Origin of the sequence: Ferrimonas balearica (assembly GCF_019802055.1) — a bacterium.
Classification (GTDB): domain Bacteria; phylum Pseudomonadota; class Gammaproteobacteria; order Enterobacterales; family Shewanellaceae; genus Ferrimonas; species Ferrimonas balearica_A.
The window spans coordinates 145,715-159,917 of the sequence record NZ_JAHVHW010000011.1 but is presented as its reverse complement, the minus strand read 5'-3'; the positions used below and the strand labels follow the sequence as shown (position 1 = coordinate 159,917).

The 14,203-nt window shown below is 58.1% G+C and carries 16 protein-coding genes; 8 read left to right on the top strand and 8 right to left on the bottom strand.

What is annotated here, in order from left to right:
• Positions 1-12: 12 nt before the first annotated feature.
• The 3 genes from KUV52_RS16655 to KUV52_RS16645 form a co-directional block, all read right to left on the bottom strand.
• Positions 13-534 carry a DUF3016 domain-containing protein gene (locus KUV52_RS16655; RefSeq protein WP_222527073.1) on the bottom strand — a complete coding sequence of 174 codons (522 nt, stop codon included), beginning with the start codon at positions 532-534 and terminating at the stop codon, positions 13-15.
• A gap of 194 nt (positions 535-728) precedes the next feature.
• The gene (gene groL, locus KUV52_RS16650; RefSeq protein WP_222527072.1) at positions 729-2,369 is read right to left on the bottom strand and encodes a chaperonin GroEL; all 1,641 of its coding nucleotides are present in this window, start codon (positions 2,367-2,369) and stop codon (positions 729-731) included.
• Positions 2,370-2,404: 35 nt separating this feature from the next.
• Complete coding sequence (locus KUV52_RS16645) at positions 2,405-2,695, bottom strand: co-chaperone GroES (protein ID WP_222527071.1); 291 nt, start codon at positions 2,693-2,695, stop codon at positions 2,405-2,407.
• Between the two features lie 211 nt (positions 2,696-2,906).
• Between KUV52_RS16645 and KUV52_RS16640 the strand changes: the two genes are divergently transcribed.
• Complete coding sequence (locus KUV52_RS16640; protein ID WP_222527070.1) at positions 2,907-4,253, top strand: MATE family efflux transporter; 1,347 nt, start codon at positions 2,907-2,909, stop codon at positions 4,251-4,253.
• A gap of 56 nt (positions 4,254-4,309) precedes the next feature.
• Here KUV52_RS16640 and KUV52_RS16635 read toward each other — a convergent pair whose 3' ends face one another.
• Positions 4,310-4,816, bottom strand: a complete 507-nt coding sequence (locus KUV52_RS16635; RefSeq protein ID WP_222527069.1) for an FxsA family protein — start codon at positions 4,814-4,816, stop codon at positions 4,310-4,312.
• A 155-nt stretch (positions 4,817-4,971) separates the two neighbouring features.
• On the opposite strand from KUV52_RS16635, the gene cutA reads away from it, so the two are divergent.
• The 4 genes from cutA to KUV52_RS16615 all read left to right on the top strand — a co-directional run bounded on the left by cutA (position 4,972) and on the right by KUV52_RS16615 (position 9,336).
• Positions 4,972-5,316, top strand: a complete 345-nt coding sequence (gene cutA, locus KUV52_RS16630; RefSeq protein WP_222527068.1) for a divalent-cation tolerance protein CutA — start codon at positions 4,972-4,974, stop codon at positions 5,314-5,316.
• A complete protein-coding gene (locus KUV52_RS16625) occupies positions 5,313-7,082 on the top strand; it encodes a protein-disulfide reductase DsbD (RefSeq protein WP_222527067.1) in 1,770 nt (589 codons plus the stop codon). Before cutA ends, KUV52_RS16625 begins: the two co-directional genes overlap by 4 nt.
• Positions 7,083-7,238: 156 nt before the next feature.
• Positions 7,239-7,610: an acyl-CoA thioesterase gene (locus KUV52_RS16620; RefSeq protein ID WP_222527066.1), complete on the top strand. Its 372-nt coding sequence runs from the start codon at positions 7,239-7,241 to the stop codon at positions 7,608-7,610.
• A 148-nt stretch (positions 7,611-7,758) separates the two neighbouring features.
• The gene (locus KUV52_RS16615) at positions 7,759-9,336 is read left to right on the top strand and encodes a cation:proton antiporter (RefSeq protein WP_409996488.1); all 1,578 of its coding nucleotides are present in this window, start codon (positions 7,759-7,761) and stop codon (positions 9,334-9,336) included.
• Positions 9,337-9,344: 8 nt separating this feature from the next.
• On the opposite strand, the gene KUV52_RS16610 is transcribed toward KUV52_RS16615, so the two are convergent.
• From KUV52_RS16610 to KUV52_RS16595, 4 genes are all read right to left on the bottom strand, one after another.
• Positions 9,345-9,917 carry an LON peptidase substrate-binding domain-containing protein gene (locus KUV52_RS16610; RefSeq protein WP_222527064.1) on the bottom strand — a complete coding sequence of 191 codons (573 nt, stop codon included), beginning with the start codon at positions 9,915-9,917 and terminating at the stop codon, positions 9,345-9,347.
• 232 nt (positions 9,918-10,149) lie between these two features.
• On the bottom strand, positions 10,150-10,365 hold the full coding sequence (locus KUV52_RS16605) for a hypothetical protein (protein WP_222527063.1): 216 nt from the start codon (positions 10,363-10,365) through the stop codon (positions 10,150-10,152).
• A 593-nt stretch (positions 10,366-10,958) separates the two neighbouring features.
• Positions 10,959-11,162 carry a DUF2061 domain-containing protein gene (locus KUV52_RS16600; protein ID WP_222527062.1) on the bottom strand — a complete coding sequence of 68 codons (204 nt, stop codon included), beginning with the start codon at positions 11,160-11,162 and terminating at the stop codon, positions 10,959-10,961.
• Between the two features lie 82 nt (positions 11,163-11,244).
• Positions 11,245-12,279 carry an alpha/beta hydrolase gene (locus KUV52_RS16595; protein ID WP_222527061.1) on the bottom strand — a complete coding sequence of 345 codons (1,035 nt, stop codon included), beginning with the start codon at positions 12,277-12,279 and terminating at the stop codon, positions 11,245-11,247.
• 476 nt (positions 12,280-12,755) lie between these two features.
• On the opposite strand from KUV52_RS16595, the gene KUV52_RS16590 reads away from it, so the two are divergent.
• The 3 genes from KUV52_RS16590 (at position 12,756) to arfB (ending at position 14,135) form a co-directional block, all read left to right on the top strand.
• Positions 12,756-13,142: a DUF2057 family protein gene (locus KUV52_RS16590; RefSeq protein ID WP_222527060.1), complete on the top strand. Its 387-nt coding sequence runs from the start codon at positions 12,756-12,758 to the stop codon at positions 13,140-13,142.
• 128 nt (positions 13,143-13,270) lie between these two features.
• Complete coding sequence (locus KUV52_RS16585; RefSeq protein WP_222527059.1) at positions 13,271-13,678, top strand: DUF2057 family protein; 408 nt, start codon at positions 13,271-13,273, stop codon at positions 13,676-13,678.
• A gap of 31 nt (positions 13,679-13,709) precedes the next feature.
• Positions 13,710-14,135 carry an alternative ribosome rescue aminoacyl-tRNA hydrolase ArfB gene (arfB, locus tag KUV52_RS16580; RefSeq protein ID WP_222527058.1) on the top strand — a complete coding sequence of 142 codons (426 nt, stop codon included), beginning with the start codon at positions 13,710-13,712 and terminating at the stop codon, positions 14,133-14,135.
• The last annotated feature ends 68 nt before the right edge of the window (positions 14,136-14,203 follow it).

Genomic DNA, 14,203 nt, shown 5'->3' with positions numbered 1-14,203 from the left:
GTTGGCGCAATCTTAAAGCTGGGGCTTCAGCGTCCGGTCAACCCAGTCATCCAGCATCCGCATCTCATAACGCAATGTGTCGTTGCGGTAGCGGGTGGTGGAGCGGGTATCAAAGCCCAGATCCGCAATCTTCTCCTCTCCGACAACCTTCACGCTGCCATCCGCCGCCTTCACTTCATAACTGAACTCAATGCGGGGCGGGTACACGCTCTTCACGATGCGAATATCATTTGGCGTGGCGCCAAAGGAGGGGCGGACGTCCCCGGCCAGGTCCAGATCCGTTACCGTAATGGTGATGGTTTCCCCTTCAGCCAGGAGCGGTTCAATCGACTTCTGCAGATGCTTGCCTAAAGTGGCGAACACATGATTCTGGTAACGAGACTGCACGCCAGAGCCCGCCTTTACATCACGATAGTTATCAGGCTCCTGCCAGATCACCGTGACATCGCCATCCTGGGTAGGCCACTTCGGGGCGTCCTCCGCCATCGCGGAACCCGTAAACAACGCGATTGCGAGCCAAATCATTCTTCTCATTTGCCAACTCCTCACGGCACAGTGGTGTGCATTCATTGACTTAGAAGCAGTAGAGCAAAAAAGATTCAAAAAATCATGGTACAAAAAGCGGCCGATTCAAAATCGGTTCAGACAAGGGTCCAGTCCATTTGGCAGTACAATAAAAAACGGGCACCGAAGTGCCCGTTTTTTGCGGTTGGCTGGCAGCCGGCAGATTACATCATGCCGCCCATGCCACCCATGCCGCCCATGCCGCCCATATCCGGGGCTGCTTCTTCCTTCGGCAGGTCGGTCACCATCGCTTCGGTGGTGATCATCAGGCCAGCTACGGAAGCCGCGAACTGCAGTGCAGAGCGGGTTACCTTGGTCGGATCCAGAATGCCCATCTCCAGCATGTCGCCGAACACACCGGTACCGGCGTTGTAGCCGTAGTTACCGGAGCCGTCACGCACCTGGTTGGCGATCACGGAGGATTCAACACCGGCGTTGTAAGCGATCTGACGCAGCGGAGCTTCCATTGCGCGCAGAGCCAGCTTGATGCCCACGTTCTGCTCTTCGTTGTCACCGGTCAGGTCGGTAATCTTGGCCGCAACGCGAACCAGAGCGGTACCACCACCAGCAACCACGCCCTCTTCCACCGCAGCGCGAGTGGCGTGCAGAGCATCTTCTACGCGAGCTTTCTTCTCTTTCATTTCGACTTCGGTGGCAGCGCCAACCTTGATCACAGCAACACCGCCAGCCAGTTTGGCCATGCGCTCTTGCAGCTTCTCTTTGTCGTAGTCAGAGGTGGACTCTTCGATCTGCTGTTTGATCTGAGCCACACGGCCCTTGATCTGATCTTCTTCACCCACACCGTCGATGATGGTGGTGTTGTCTTTGGTGATCACAACGCGCTTGGCGTTACCCAGATCTTCCAGGGTGGCTTTTTCCAGCTCCAGACCGATCTCTTCAGAGATAACGGTACCGCCGGTCAGGATAGCGATATCCTGCAGCATCGCCTTGCGACGGTCGCCAAAGCCCGGGGCTTTAACGGCAGCCACTTTCACGATGCCACGCATGTTGTTCACAACCAGAGTGGCAAGGGCTTCGCCTTCCACATCTTCGGCCACGATCAGCAGAGGCTTGCCCGCTTTGGTCAGGCCTTCCAGGATCGGCAGCAGTTCGCGGATGTTGGAGATCTTCTTGTCCACCAGCAGGATGAACGGAGAATCCAGTTCCACGGTGCCGTTCTCGGCGTTGTTGATGAAGTAGGGAGACAGGTAGCCGCGGTCAAACTGCATACCTTCAACCACGTCCAGCTCGTTTTCCAGAGCCTGGCCTTCCTCGACGGTAATCACGCCTTCCTGACCCACTTTTTCCATGGCGGTCGCGATGATCTCACCGATGGAGGTGTCGGAGTTGGCGGAGATGGTGCCCACCTGAGCGATCGCTTTGGAATCGGTGCAGGGTACGGCCAGAGCCTTCAGCTCTTCAACGGCAGCCACAACGGCTTTGTCGATGCCGCGCTTCAGGTCCATCGGGTTCATGCCAGCGGCAACGGCTTTCAGGCCTTCGTTAACGATGGCCTGAGCCAGTACGGTGGCAGTGGTGGTGCCATCACCGGCTTCGTCGTTCGCCTTGGACGCCACTTCTTTCACCATCTGGGCGCCCATGTTCTCGAACTTGTCTTCCAGTTCGATCTCTTTCGCTACGGACACACCGTCTTTGGTGATGGTCGGGGCACCGAAGGACTTGTCCAGTACCACGTTGCGGCCTTTCGGGCCCAGGGTCACTTTCACTGCGTCAGCCAGGATGTTCACACCCTTCAGCATTTTTACGCGAGCGTCATTGCCAAACTTTACGTCTTTAGCAGCCATTATTCTTTCCCTCTAAGCTTCGAAATCGATTGAACTTATTCGACGATCGCCAGGATGTCGGACTCGGACATGATCAGCACTTCCTGACCGTCCACTTTCTCAGTCTTCACGCCGTAGCCTTCGTTGAAGATCACGGTATCGCCGATCTTCACGTCCAGGGCTTTCACTTCACCGTTTTCCAGAATGCGACCATTGCCCACGGCCAGCACCTCACCACGGGTGGATTTCTCTGCGGCGCTGCCAGTCAGGACGATGCCACCGGCGGAGGTGGTTTCCACCTCAATGCGCTTAACGATTACACGATCATGCAACGGACGGATGTTCATCTTTGATTTCTCCTCAAAACGTTTCCGTGTTGATTAATTCAAGTAGAAAGACGCAGACACGCTGCAGTTGCTCCTCTATATGGGGCAGCCTCAAACCCAATACAAGGGGGCGGGAGCAAATTTTTTTTCTTGGGTGGGGCATTGGCCACTGTTACCATGCCCGCCTTGCCGTAACCTGGCAGTTGTCGTCAGTATTTGAACAGGAGTCAGGATGCATCGAGAGCACGACTTGCTCAGCGGATCCATCGCCGGAACCCTATCCCGGCTGGCTCTGCCGAACCTGTTTGCCGTGCTGAGCCTCCTGCTCTACCACCTGACTGACACTTTCTTTATCAGCCGTCTTGGCGCTAAGCCTCTGGCCGCATTGAGTCTGACCTTCCCCGTGACCCTGGTGGTCTCCTCGGTGGCCCTCGGCCTGGGTGCCGCCATGAGCGCCCAACTTGGACGCCTGCTGGGAGAGGGAGACCGGGCTCAGGGGCGCCAATTTGTCAGTCACGGTCTGCTGCTGACCATTGTGGTCGTCACCCTGTTTGCCCTTGGCGGCGCCCTCACCATTGATCCCCTGTTCCGGCTTTTGGGCGCCGATGATGCCCTGCTGGCGCTGGTGCACGACTACATGTTGATCTGGTACCTGGGCGTCGGCTTCCTGGTGCTGCCGATGGTGGGTAACCAGGCGTTACGGGCAACGGGCAACACCTTTACCCCGGCGCTGGTCACCGCCGTCGCCGCGCTGGTGAATGCGGTGCTGGATCCGCTGCTGATCTTTGGCATTGGCCCCTTCCCCCGGCTGGAGATGCAGGGGGCAGCCATCGCGACGGTCCTCTCCTGGATCCTCACCTTTGTGGTGGCGCTGTATATGCTGACCGCCCGCCACCACCTGCTGACCCGAATCAATCTGGATCGCCTGCGCGGACACTGGCGCATGATGCTGCACATTGCACGTCCAGCCACCCTCTCCAACCTGCTGAACCCGCTGGCCAATGCGGTGCTGATCGCCATGCTGGCGCGGATGGATACCCACGCGGTCGCGGCTTTCGGTGCCGGTACCCGAATCGAATCCCTGCTGCTGATCCTGGTGACGGCGCTGTGTGGCGCACTCACCCCCTTTATTGCCCAAAACCTGGGGGCGGGCCAAACCGAGCGCGCCGCCCGGGCGCTGATGGGCAGTCTGCATGTGGTGCTGGTGGCCCAGTTGGGTATCTATCTGCTGCTGTGGCCCCTGGCCCCCCATATCGCTGGGGTGTTCAGCACCGACGCCACCGTGGTGCACTACCTGACTCTGTATCTGCGCTGGGTACCTGCCGCCTATGGCGCGCTGGGGGTAGTGATTCTGCTGGCGATGTCGCTGAACGCCTACCATCGCCCCATGAGCGCCCTTGGCCTCAACCTCTCCCGCCTTGGACTGCTGCTTCTGCCCGCCGCCTGGCTCGGCAGTCAGTGGTTTGGTGTGGAGGGGATCATCCTCGCCATTCCGCTGGCCAATCTGTTGATGGGGGCCGCCTGCTATATGCTGGCCCGCCAATTGACGGAGCCTTCGCTGGCGCCACTGGTACGCTGAATCGAAAAAGGGGACGCCAACGCGTCCCCTTGCTGTCTGTTGCGGCCCGGCGTCCGTCACTCTTTACGCTCAAAGTCGCCATCGATGGTACGACCGTCATCCTGGCCACCCTGACGGAAGGGACCCTGTTGTGTCCCCCCAAACGGGCCCTGCGGATTCTGGAAGTCGCCACCAAAGCCTGCTGAGAAACCCTGCCCCTGCACCACTTTCAGCTGCATCCGCTTCAGCAGCGCGGCGGCAATCGGTGCCCGGGTGGCCGGAGTCAGAATCAGCAGGCCGATAAAGTCAGTAACAAAACCCGGCGTCACCAGCAGGACACCCGCCACCGCCAGCAGCATCCCTTCCACAATCTGCTGGCCGGGGATCTCCCCCTGATTCAGGCGGGTCTGCACCGACATCAGGGTACTGAGCCCCTGACTGCGCACCAGCGATGCCCCCAGAGCGGCGGTCAACAACACCAGGCCGATGGTGGTCAGCGCGCCAAAGGCGTTGCCCACCTGGATCAACACATAGATCTCGACGATGGGCATCACAGCAAAGAGCAAAAACAGGTAAAAGAGCACACAGGCCTCACATTTTTGGGTCAGTTCTGAAACTCTAATGGGGGAGATGCGGTCTGTTTTCAAGCCGGGATCATGTCCTGTTACATAAGCCTGTGCGCCGACTCTCAAAGTCACGTACAGTAAGCAGCCAACCCTAGCCATCGATAGGTAACGCGGTGCCTTCAGACCAATCTGCCCACACCGGGTCCGCTTGCGTGGTGCTCTGCACCTGCCCGGACAACGCCAGCGCTGAGCAGCTGGCAGAGCGGCTGTTGAGCCAGAATCTGGTCGCCTGCGTTAACCTGTTACCCGGCATCACCTCGCTCTACCAGTGGCAGGGAGAACTGTGCCGGGACAGCGAGGTTCAGCTTGTGCTGAAAACCCGGGCAGACTGCCTGCCAGCGCTGGAAGCCTGCATTAAGGAACACCATCCTTATGAGGTGCCGGAGATGCTGGCGCTGCCCGTTGAATGGGGCCATCGTCCCTATCTGGAATGGATTAACCAACACTGCCAGCCATGACCAAGACTCTGACTAGACTACTGCTTCTACCGCTTCTGGGCCTGTTGAGCCTGAGCGCCTTTGCCAACTTCTCCTTCCTCAAGCAGGAGCCGAAGGTACTGCCGGTGGATCAGGCCTACCTGTTTGACTTCCGCCAGCAGGATAACGCCCTGCAACTGACCTGGGAGATGGCTGGCGATCAGTACTATCTCTATCAGGAGAAGTTTGTTCTCAGTGTCGAGGTGGAGGGCAGTGCCGAGCTGGGTCCGATCCAGTACCCCGCTCCGGTCAACCACTACGATGAGTTCTTCGGCGACCAGCCGGTCTACTTCGACAACGTCACCCTGACCATTCCGGTGCTGAATGCGGAAGGGGATGCGGCGGTCACCGTCACCTACCAGGGTTGTCTGGATAAGGTGCTGTGTTACCCGCCCACCAAGCAGACCGTGTATCTGAGTGCCGTCGCGCCCAATGACGGCGTGCTGGCCGGTGCCACCGGTGCCCCGATGACGCCGCAAACCCAACAGGATGGCCTGGCCGCCATGCTCGCCGGTGACGGCTTGCTGCTGCCGCTGCTGACCTTCTTCGGCCTTGGCATCCTGCTGGCGTTCACACCCTGTGTGTTCCCCATGTATCCCATCCTGACCGGCATCATCGCGGGTCAGGGCAAGAAGCTCTCCACCGGTAAGGCGTTCGCCCTCTCCATGACCTATGTCCAGGGGATGGCACTGACTTACTCCCTGTTGGGTCTGGTGGTCGCCTCCGCTGGCATGAAGTATCAGGCTGCACTGCAAAGCCCCACCGTACTGATCGGTCTGGCAACCCTGTTTGCGGTGCTCTCTCTGTCGATGTTTGGCCTCTATAACCTGCAACTGCCCTCCAGCCTGCAGGGCAAATTGACCAATGCGCAGAACCAGCAGAAGGGCGGCTCCTTTGTCGGCGTCTTCGTGATGGGTCTGATCTCCGGTCTGGTGGCATCGCCTTGCACCACCGCCCCGCTCTCAGGCGCCCTGATCTACGTTGCCCAGAGTGGCGACCTGATGCTGGGTGGTCTGGCCCTGTATGCCCTCTCCATGGGTATGGGCCTGCCGCTGCTTCTCCTCGGGACCTCCGGCGGTAAGCTGCTGCCCCGCGCTGGCGCCTGGATGGAAACCATCAAGCACGTGTTCGGCTTCCTGCTGATCGCGGTCTCCATCATGATGCTGGATCGACTCTGGCCCGGCACCGTGATGGACGTGATCTGGGCCGTTTGGGGTGTTGCTCTGGCCGGTTACCTGCTGCATCAGAACAAGAAGACGACGTTCACCTGGATGCAGACCGTCCGCAACGTGGTGATTGTGCTGGGTCTGTTCGCCAGCGTTTCCTATGGCTTCCACGCCGTGATGAACCGTGGTGAAACCCTGGCCAGTGCTCAGCACTCGGTGCAGTTCATTAAGGTGAAGACGCTGGAAGATCTGGAGCGGGAAGTGGCCAAAGCCGGTGCCGAAGGCAAAACCGTGATGCTGGACCTCTATGCCGACTGGTGTGTCGCCTGTAAGGAGTTCGAGCACAAGACCTTCCCTCAACCGGAAGTGACCGCCCGTACCGATAAGATGGTGCTGCTGCAGGCCGATGTGACTGCCAACGACAAGCTGGACATTGAACTGCTTGAAGCGTACCAGGTGCTGGGCCTGCCCACCCTGCTGTTCTTTACTCCGCAAGGGGAGGAGCTCAGCCAACTCCGCGTCACCGGATTTATGGGCCCTCGTCCCTTCGCCAACCACTTGGATCAGGTGCTGGCTCAGTAATCCTCTCCACCGCCCGGCTTGTCCGGGCGGTGCTGTTTTTGGGCAACATTGCCCTCTGTTGGGGCAGTGGCGCCTCAACCGCTTTCCCCTCCTTCCCACAATTCAATCTGTTACCCATTGGCACGGTTCTGGCTGGACTCTCCTCGGAGGTGCCGGATGAAGTACTACAGTCGACGCGTCATCAAACCCGAAGATCTGAACCCGGGCCAGAGCCTGTTTGGTGGCCGTCTGCTGAGTTGGCTGGATGAGGAAGCGGGGATATTCGCTGCTTGCCAGATGGGCAGTGAGCGACTGGTGACGCGGCAGATCCGGGAGGTGACCTTCCATCGGCCCGGGCAGCAGGGCGAGGTGATTGAGTTCGGCCTTGCCCTGACCCACGCCAGTCGCACCACCGTGACCATTCGATGCGAAGTGCGCAATAAACAGAGCCTGGCGATACTGGTCACCGTAGACGCCATGGTGTTCGTCAACCTGGATAAAAAGGGACGACCCGCCCCTCATCGACAGACGTTAAACCCTCGCTCCTGAGGCCAATACCCTCCCGTCTATAGGAGCGTTTTGTGATCAACACGAGCTCCCTGCCTTAAAATACATTGGCATTCAAGGATCTGACCCTATTAAAATTATGTAAATTAAGACCTCTATAACCCGCCCCCTTACAAGGACCGAAGGAATGCTGGATCCCTCCCTTCTGCTGTTTCCTCTGTTGCTGGCTCTGCTGGTGACCGGATTGGGTTTCCCGCCGCTTATCGGCTACCTTGCCGCTGGCTTTGCGCTCTATGGCGCTGGCATTGATGCCCTCCCCTTTCTGCAACCCATCGCCGATCTCGGCGTACTTCTGCTGCTCTTTGCCATCGGCCTGAAACTGGATCTGCGGGGATTAGCCCGAGCGGAGATCTGGGGAGGCGCCACGGTTCACCTGTTGCTGACCATGGTGATCACCACCTCCGCCATCAAGCTGTTTGGCGTCATGGGCATCGCCCTGTTTGGCGAGTTGAGCGTCAATCAGGCGGTGCTTCTGGCCTTTGCACTGGGATTCTCCAGCACGGTATTTGCCATCAAGATGCTGGAGGAAAGGGGTGAAACTCAGTCCCTCTATGGCCGCACCGCCATTGGCATTCTGATCATGCAGGATCTGTTTGCGGTGCTGTACCTGACCATCAGCAAAGGAGCACTGCCCTCGCCCTGGGCGCTTCTGCTGCTCGGCCTGCCCCTGCTGCGTCCGCTGTTATACCGTCTGCTGGATCGGGTGGGGCACGGTGAAGTGCTGGTGCTGTTTGGCCTGGCCATGGCGCTGGTACCCGGCGCAGCATTGTTTGAAGCGGTGGGGTTGAAGCCTGACCTTGGTGCCCTGGTGCTTGGGCTCCTGCTGGCTGGTCACAACAAAGCTTCTGAGCTGTCCAAGTCCCTGTTCCTGTTTAAAGAGCTGTTCCTGGTGGCGTTCTTCCTGACCATCGGCCAACAGGGACTGCCCAGCGGCGCAGAAATCCTGACCGCGCTCGCTCTGATGTTGCTGCTGCCGATTAAGCTCAGCCTGTTCCTGCTGCTGCTCACCCGCTTCCGTCTGCGCCTGCGCAGCGCCATGATGGCCAGTCTGTCACTGGGCAACTTCAGTGAGTTTGGTCTGATTGTTCTGACCGCCGCCATCGCCGCTGGCAGCATGGACCCCAGTTGGCTGAGAGTGGTGGCACTGCTGGTGGCCTTCAGCTTTGTTCTGGCCGCTCCCCTCTCCACCCACGGTCAGGCCATCTATATGCACCTGCGGGAGCGTCTGCTGAGGCTGGAGCGACACCCGCTGCATCCTGAAGATCGCCCGATTCGTTTGGGTGAACCCAAGGTGCTGATCTTCGGTATGGGGCGGATTGGATCTGGTGCATACGATGAGCTTCGCCAGCACTTTGGCGATACCCTGCTCGGCATCGACCATAAGCAGGACATCGTCGATCACCATGCGCGCTTTGGCCGTCGCGTTGTTATGGGAGACGCCACCGATACTGACTTCTGGGACAAACTGGAACACTCCGACTCGGTGGAACTGGTGATCCTGGCGATGCCGGCTCACCACGGTAACCTGTTCACCGCTGAGCAGCTGTCACGCATCGAATTCCCGGGGCAGGTTGCCGCCATCTCCCGCTGGCCGGACGAGGCAGAGGCACTGCGCGATATGGGCGTCCACTCGGTGTACAACATCTACGAAGCCGCCGGTAACGGTGTGGCAGAGCAGGTGGTGGAGTTAATGAAAAAGCCCGCCTGAGCGGCGGGCTATTGATGGGACAGGATCAGCGATAGGACGTACTGCATGGTTTTCCCGCAGTCCGGCTGTCCCATCAGCCGCTGCTTCTCCTGCTCAACCAGGGGCAGCACTTCAAGCCAGCGCTGGCTGACCCAACAGGCGTCATCCAGATGCGGCTCACGGTACAGGTGGCCCAGCTCCGGCTGGGCTTCATAAAGGCGACGCAGCGCTTCGCCCAGAACCAGAAAGTGGTTGTCCAATGGCTGGGACGGCCAGTTGCTCATCTTCAGGGCTTCACCCATCCACACGCCATCGGCGGCGGCCCAGGTATCCAACACCCGAATGCGCTGACGACCCTCCACCACGATCGACAGAGCGTCATCATCCAGTTGAAAGAAATCCACCACCTCAACCAGGGTCGCGATGGGGTAACAGGGCATTTTTCCCCCCTCCCGGCTCATGCAAACCGCGAGATGGGCTCTCTCCTTGAGTGATTCGGCCACCATCCTTAGCTGCCCGGGAGTCACGATGCGCAGCTCTTTGCGACCTTCCGGAAGCACCGGGTCGTCGATAGGGAGCAGCGCCGCTTCAATGCGCTTCATAGCGGGCTCCTCGCTGACGGTGTTCTCTCAGTGTAGCTCTGTAGAAAAGGACCGGAGACAAAGTTCCCCCGTTTCAGACTCAAAAAAGCGATTGAACTGATGTGTCTTTTGCGTTGGCCTGAACAGGTCAGGGTATGAGAGTCTGAACCCGGTCAGACAGGCAGCCCGCGCTTTTCCCAGCGCGGTCCATCCCCTCGAACTCGCCCTCGATTGCCTGTCTGATCCATCATCATCATCCTAAGAAAAACGTCAGCACCTCGCCGCTGGCGTTTTTTTTTGGTTTCAAATAGGCGCATTCCGTCGCTGAGGAAATTCCGATAATAGCGATAGCGCAGACCTGTTGGCCGATGCGGTTGTCACTGTGAGAAGGTAGAAACCAGACCCAGACACCCTGACGTTGGCCCTCCCATCCGGCGCCGCTCCCTGCAAACTCGTCCAGGTCTTTCATCATCGTCCCAAAGCAAAACGCCAGCGCTTCCCACGCTGGCGTTTTTGTTTGGCTGGCGATCGCCCCTCGCCAGGTTCCACTGGAAAATCGATTAGACCCATAGCCTTTACCCGTTGGTATTAACATCCAAGGCTGTGAGAGTCTGTACTCAGACCAAACGGAAGGAGCGGTTCTCCCAACACTCCCTCCAACATTCCCTGCAAAGATGTTCTTGGTCTTTCATCATCATCCTCCCCAAGCAAAACGCCGGCGCTTCCCTCGCTGGCGTTTTTGTTTGTCGCTGACCAAACCGCCCGGACTGAAAGCCGCCCCTGGCGCCCTGAATTACAGACGCTCTGAAGTTCCGGTGAAAAATCGATTAACGCCATAGGCTTAACCCGTTGGTTTTAACAACCTGGGGTATGAGAGTCTGAATCCAGACCAAGACAGCAACCCTGTCTGACCGAGTCGGTTCTGGTCTTTCATCGTCCTCCTCCGCAAAAACGCCAGCATCGCTGGCGTTTTTTTATTGCCCTCAACCCAGGACAACTGAGCCAAAAACAGGACGGACCCGCATTCCGCGGGTCCGTGCAGGAGACGATGGAGTTGGCGTATCAGGCCGGAATGGCCATGGCGTCGTCATCGCGTCGTTGTTCGATTCGCTTCCACACCTTCTCATGAATGACGTAGCCGACGGTGTTCACCATGGGCTCAAGCACTGCCAACAGACCGCCGATCACAATGCTGCCAGTAATGAGATAGGCCAGAGCAAAAGCGATGGAAAAGTGCATAACGGCGAAAGTGAAAGTCTTGAGCATGATGGCGTCCTCCTGATTGATGACCCAATGATAATCGTTATCATTTGCGTTGCAATAGGAAACGCCCGTTTGCCCTTATCGATTAAAGCGGACGCAGGTAGGGAAGCGGGTCTGCAACCAGACGCTCAAAGGTATCCACCAGCGCCTCCCCCAGCTCTGCCGCTCGATTCCAATGCTGGATCCGACGATCACTATCGAGGTGTTTAAAGTCGGTCCGATCCGGTAACTTGCCGCCCGGCAGCCGGGCAATAAAGGTGGGGTCCGGCGCCAGTATCGCCACTTTCTCGAAGTTCTCGCGGGCCCGGCGCCAGGGCAGACGCTTGTCAAACCAGCCCGGAGCCGCATGGGGATAGAAATGGGGATAGAGAGTCAGCCCGCCCTCCTTAAGCGCCGGCAGATCCAGATGGTAATCCGTAACGCCACCGTCAAAGTAACGGCCTGCAGGCAAACCGGGGATACCGCGCACGCCGGAAAGCACCAGAGGGATACTGCCGGTAGCCAGCAGCACAGGGAGCAGATTCTCTGAGGTCAGTTGGGCCAGTTCGGTGGGGAGATCCCGCATGTCAGCAAATGGCGTGTCCGCCTGACTGCTGACCACCACACGCTCCCAACTCACCGGCAAAGTACGGCGGCTGGCCAGGTTTGCCAGAGCGGTCACCATCAGTCCCGTTAGCTGACTCGCGCGGGCGCCACTGCGATTGAAGTGTCGCCCACGGCAGACAATCACGTTCAGCTGCCGATGAGGGTTGCCACAGATCCTCTCGGCACCGTCGGCCACAGCCTGAGCCAGCAGTGAGCCGCACACCTGATCCACCTCTGCCGGTGTCGGTGGCCGGTCATAGCGCTGATGGATGTAGCCCTGCTGAAGACGTCGATGAGCGGCTTCGCCGTCCGGGTCAGACAACATGGCACAGCGCCAGGCTCCTGATGAGGTACCCAACAACGATAACGACTGGCCCGACGGGAAGAAACGGTAAAGCAAATGGCGATCCAGCGCCGCCAGAGGGATCCACTTCGGTCCACCACTTGCCGCAACCACCTTATCGAACAACGCGGGATGAAGCCCTTCATTCAGGATCCGCTCCCGGGCCTGAGGCCCCACTACCAGCTGTAACATCCTTTCCGACTCTCTCCGATTGAGCACCAACTGTTTCGGTAAGTTGACAGTTTCACCTGAGCCAACCGGCCACAACAAGTACCAACGCCAGATGACACCGGGCTCATAGCCGAACAGGATAATAATTTCTTACCGTGTTGTTAAAATTTGGAGGATCTGCACTTTTTTCTTCCGCTTCCCTACCAAAGCGGTAGGAGATCGAACAGAAAAAAAACACAGGATCGCTATTCCACTGATCCAAAACAGATGATCTGTCTGAATTACCCCCTAAACAGCAGCTCATATCCACTGCCGAGTTCACTTTCCTGTTACGGAGTGGTAAAAAGTTATCACAGCTGCAGTGACCATCCTGATAACAACACTAAGGTCACGGGACAAGGTCTAACTGGAAGGGCCTCCCAGCAGTTGAGTGGGTCATCGACAGGCGCCGGCCAACGATGAACCTTCTGGCGCTGTAACTAAGAAGGAGATTCACTATGCGCAACACCATCACTACTCTGACCACACTGGCTTCTGCTCTGGTTCTGTCTGCTGCCGCTAATGCGGGTCAGCTGGAGCTGCCTGAAGGCTTTTACGCCACTGCGGTAAATGGCCAAGCCGTTTCCACCCACGCCGATAGCATCCAGCTGGGCGCCGGTAAGCAAGTGGTCACCGTTCGCTACGAAGAAAACAACATCATCAGCCGTGAACTGAACGAGTACAAGGTATCTGCTCCGATGCACCTGGTATTTAACGCCTCCACCGGCGCCACTTACCAGATTGAGAAGAGTGGCGACACCATCGCTCTGACCAGCCGCAACCAATCTGTACCGGTAGAGGTGCACAGCGACACCCAGGCCATCAACAAGGCTCTGTCTCTGTAAGACTGCACTACCGATGACCCCAGAAAAGCGACGCTCCGGCGTCGCTTTTTCTTTTCGGGCCTGTAACCCACCGGATTGGAGCGATGACAGAGGTCGGGCATATACTTCAGGTATAAAGGAGGCCGCTTATGCGCACACTGGCTTTTGCCCTGCTGGCTCTGTTTACCGGCCTGACTCAGGCGGGTGAACTCCATCTGCCCGAAGGTTTCTATGCCACCGCCGTGAACGGGCAACCCGTTTCGCCCTATGAAGCGTCGTTGAGTCTGACCACCGGCAAACAGGTAGTGACCCTGCGTTACGCCAACCCCTATCTGTTCCACAAAGAGTTTCATGAAGTGGTGGTTTCCGCACCGCTTTATCTGGTGTTCAATGCCACCGATCAGCACTACCGGATCCAGGCCACACTGCCTACTGAACTGGACGCCGCTCGGCGCTTTGCCAAGCAACCCCGCTTTGAGCTGTTGAGTCAGCAACAGCCCGTCCCCTACGAGACTTACCGTTTCAGCGAAGCGGTCAATGCGCTTCTCAGCAGGTGAACCTGACCGCCATAGCGAGTAACATGGCGGGATGCTTACGCTTTCCAACCGGGTGGTTATTCCCGCCCACGAACTCGAATTCCAGATGATCCGGGCATCCGGCCCCGGAGGACAGCATGTGAATAAGGCCAGCACCGCCATCATGCTGATCTTCGACGTGAAACACTCCCCCTCGCTGCCGGATTACTACAAACAACGGATCCTCTCCCGCCCTCACCCCAATCTCACCCCCGGGGGCAAAATCATCATCAAGGCACAGCAATACCGCTCCCAGGAGATGAACCGCCAGGATGCGCTTGCCCGCCTCAAGTCGATGATCGATGCCGCCATGGTGGTGCAGAGAACGCGGATCGCCACCAAACCCACCAAAGCCTCACAAAAGCGTCGATTGGACGCTAAAAAGCGCCAAGGACAGACCAAAAAGCTTCGACAGAGCAAACCGGGATCGTCGGACTGAACACTGGTCCGATTTTGCTGAGATTAGACCAGTATTATGCTGCTATATCCGGCTATGTCGTTATAATA

Bases quoted from the DNA above. Each gene is read 5' to 3' on its own strand.
- KUV52_RS16655 (WP_222527073.1), bottom strand. From the start codon at position 534: ATGAGAAGAATGATTTGGCTCGCAATCGCGTTGTTTACGGGTTCCGCG.
- groL (WP_222527072.1), bottom strand. From the start codon at position 2,369: ATGGCTGCTAAAGACGTAAAGTTTGGCAATGACGCTCGCGTAAAAATG.
- KUV52_RS16645 (WP_222527071.1), bottom strand. From the start codon at position 2,695: ATGAACATCCGTCCGTTGCATGATCGTGTAATCGTTAAGCGCATTGAG.
- KUV52_RS16640 (WP_222527070.1), top strand. From the start codon at position 2,907: ATGCATCGAGAGCACGACTTGCTCAGCGGATCCATCGCCGGAACCCTA.
- KUV52_RS16625 (WP_222527067.1), top strand. From the start codon at position 5,313: ATGACCAAGACTCTGACTAGACTACTGCTTCTACCGCTTCTGGGCCTG.
- KUV52_RS16620 (WP_222527066.1), top strand. From the start codon at position 7,239: ATGAAGTACTACAGTCGACGCGTCATCAAACCCGAAGATCTGAACCCG.
- KUV52_RS16610 (WP_222527064.1), bottom strand. From the start codon at position 9,917: ATGAAGCGCATTGAAGCGGCGCTGCTCCCTATCGACGACCCGGTGCTT.
- KUV52_RS16605 (WP_222527063.1), bottom strand. From the start codon at position 10,365: ATGAAAGACCTGGACGAGTTTGCAGGGAGCGGCGCCGGATGGGAGGGC.
- KUV52_RS16600 (WP_222527062.1), bottom strand. From the start codon at position 11,162: ATGCTCAAGACTTTCACTTTCGCCGTTATGCACTTTTCCATCGCTTTT.
- KUV52_RS16595 (WP_222527061.1), bottom strand. From the start codon at position 12,279: ATGTTACAGCTGGTAGTGGGGCCTCAGGCCCGGGAGCGGATCCTGAAT.
- KUV52_RS16590 (WP_222527060.1), top strand. From the start codon at position 12,756: ATGCGCAACACCATCACTACTCTGACCACACTGGCTTCTGCTCTGGTT.
- KUV52_RS16585 (WP_222527059.1), top strand. From the start codon at position 13,271: ATGCGCACACTGGCTTTTGCCCTGCTGGCTCTGTTTACCGGCCTGACT.
- arfB (WP_222527058.1), top strand. From the start codon at position 13,710: ATGCTTACGCTTTCCAACCGGGTGGTTATTCCCGCCCACGAACTCGAA.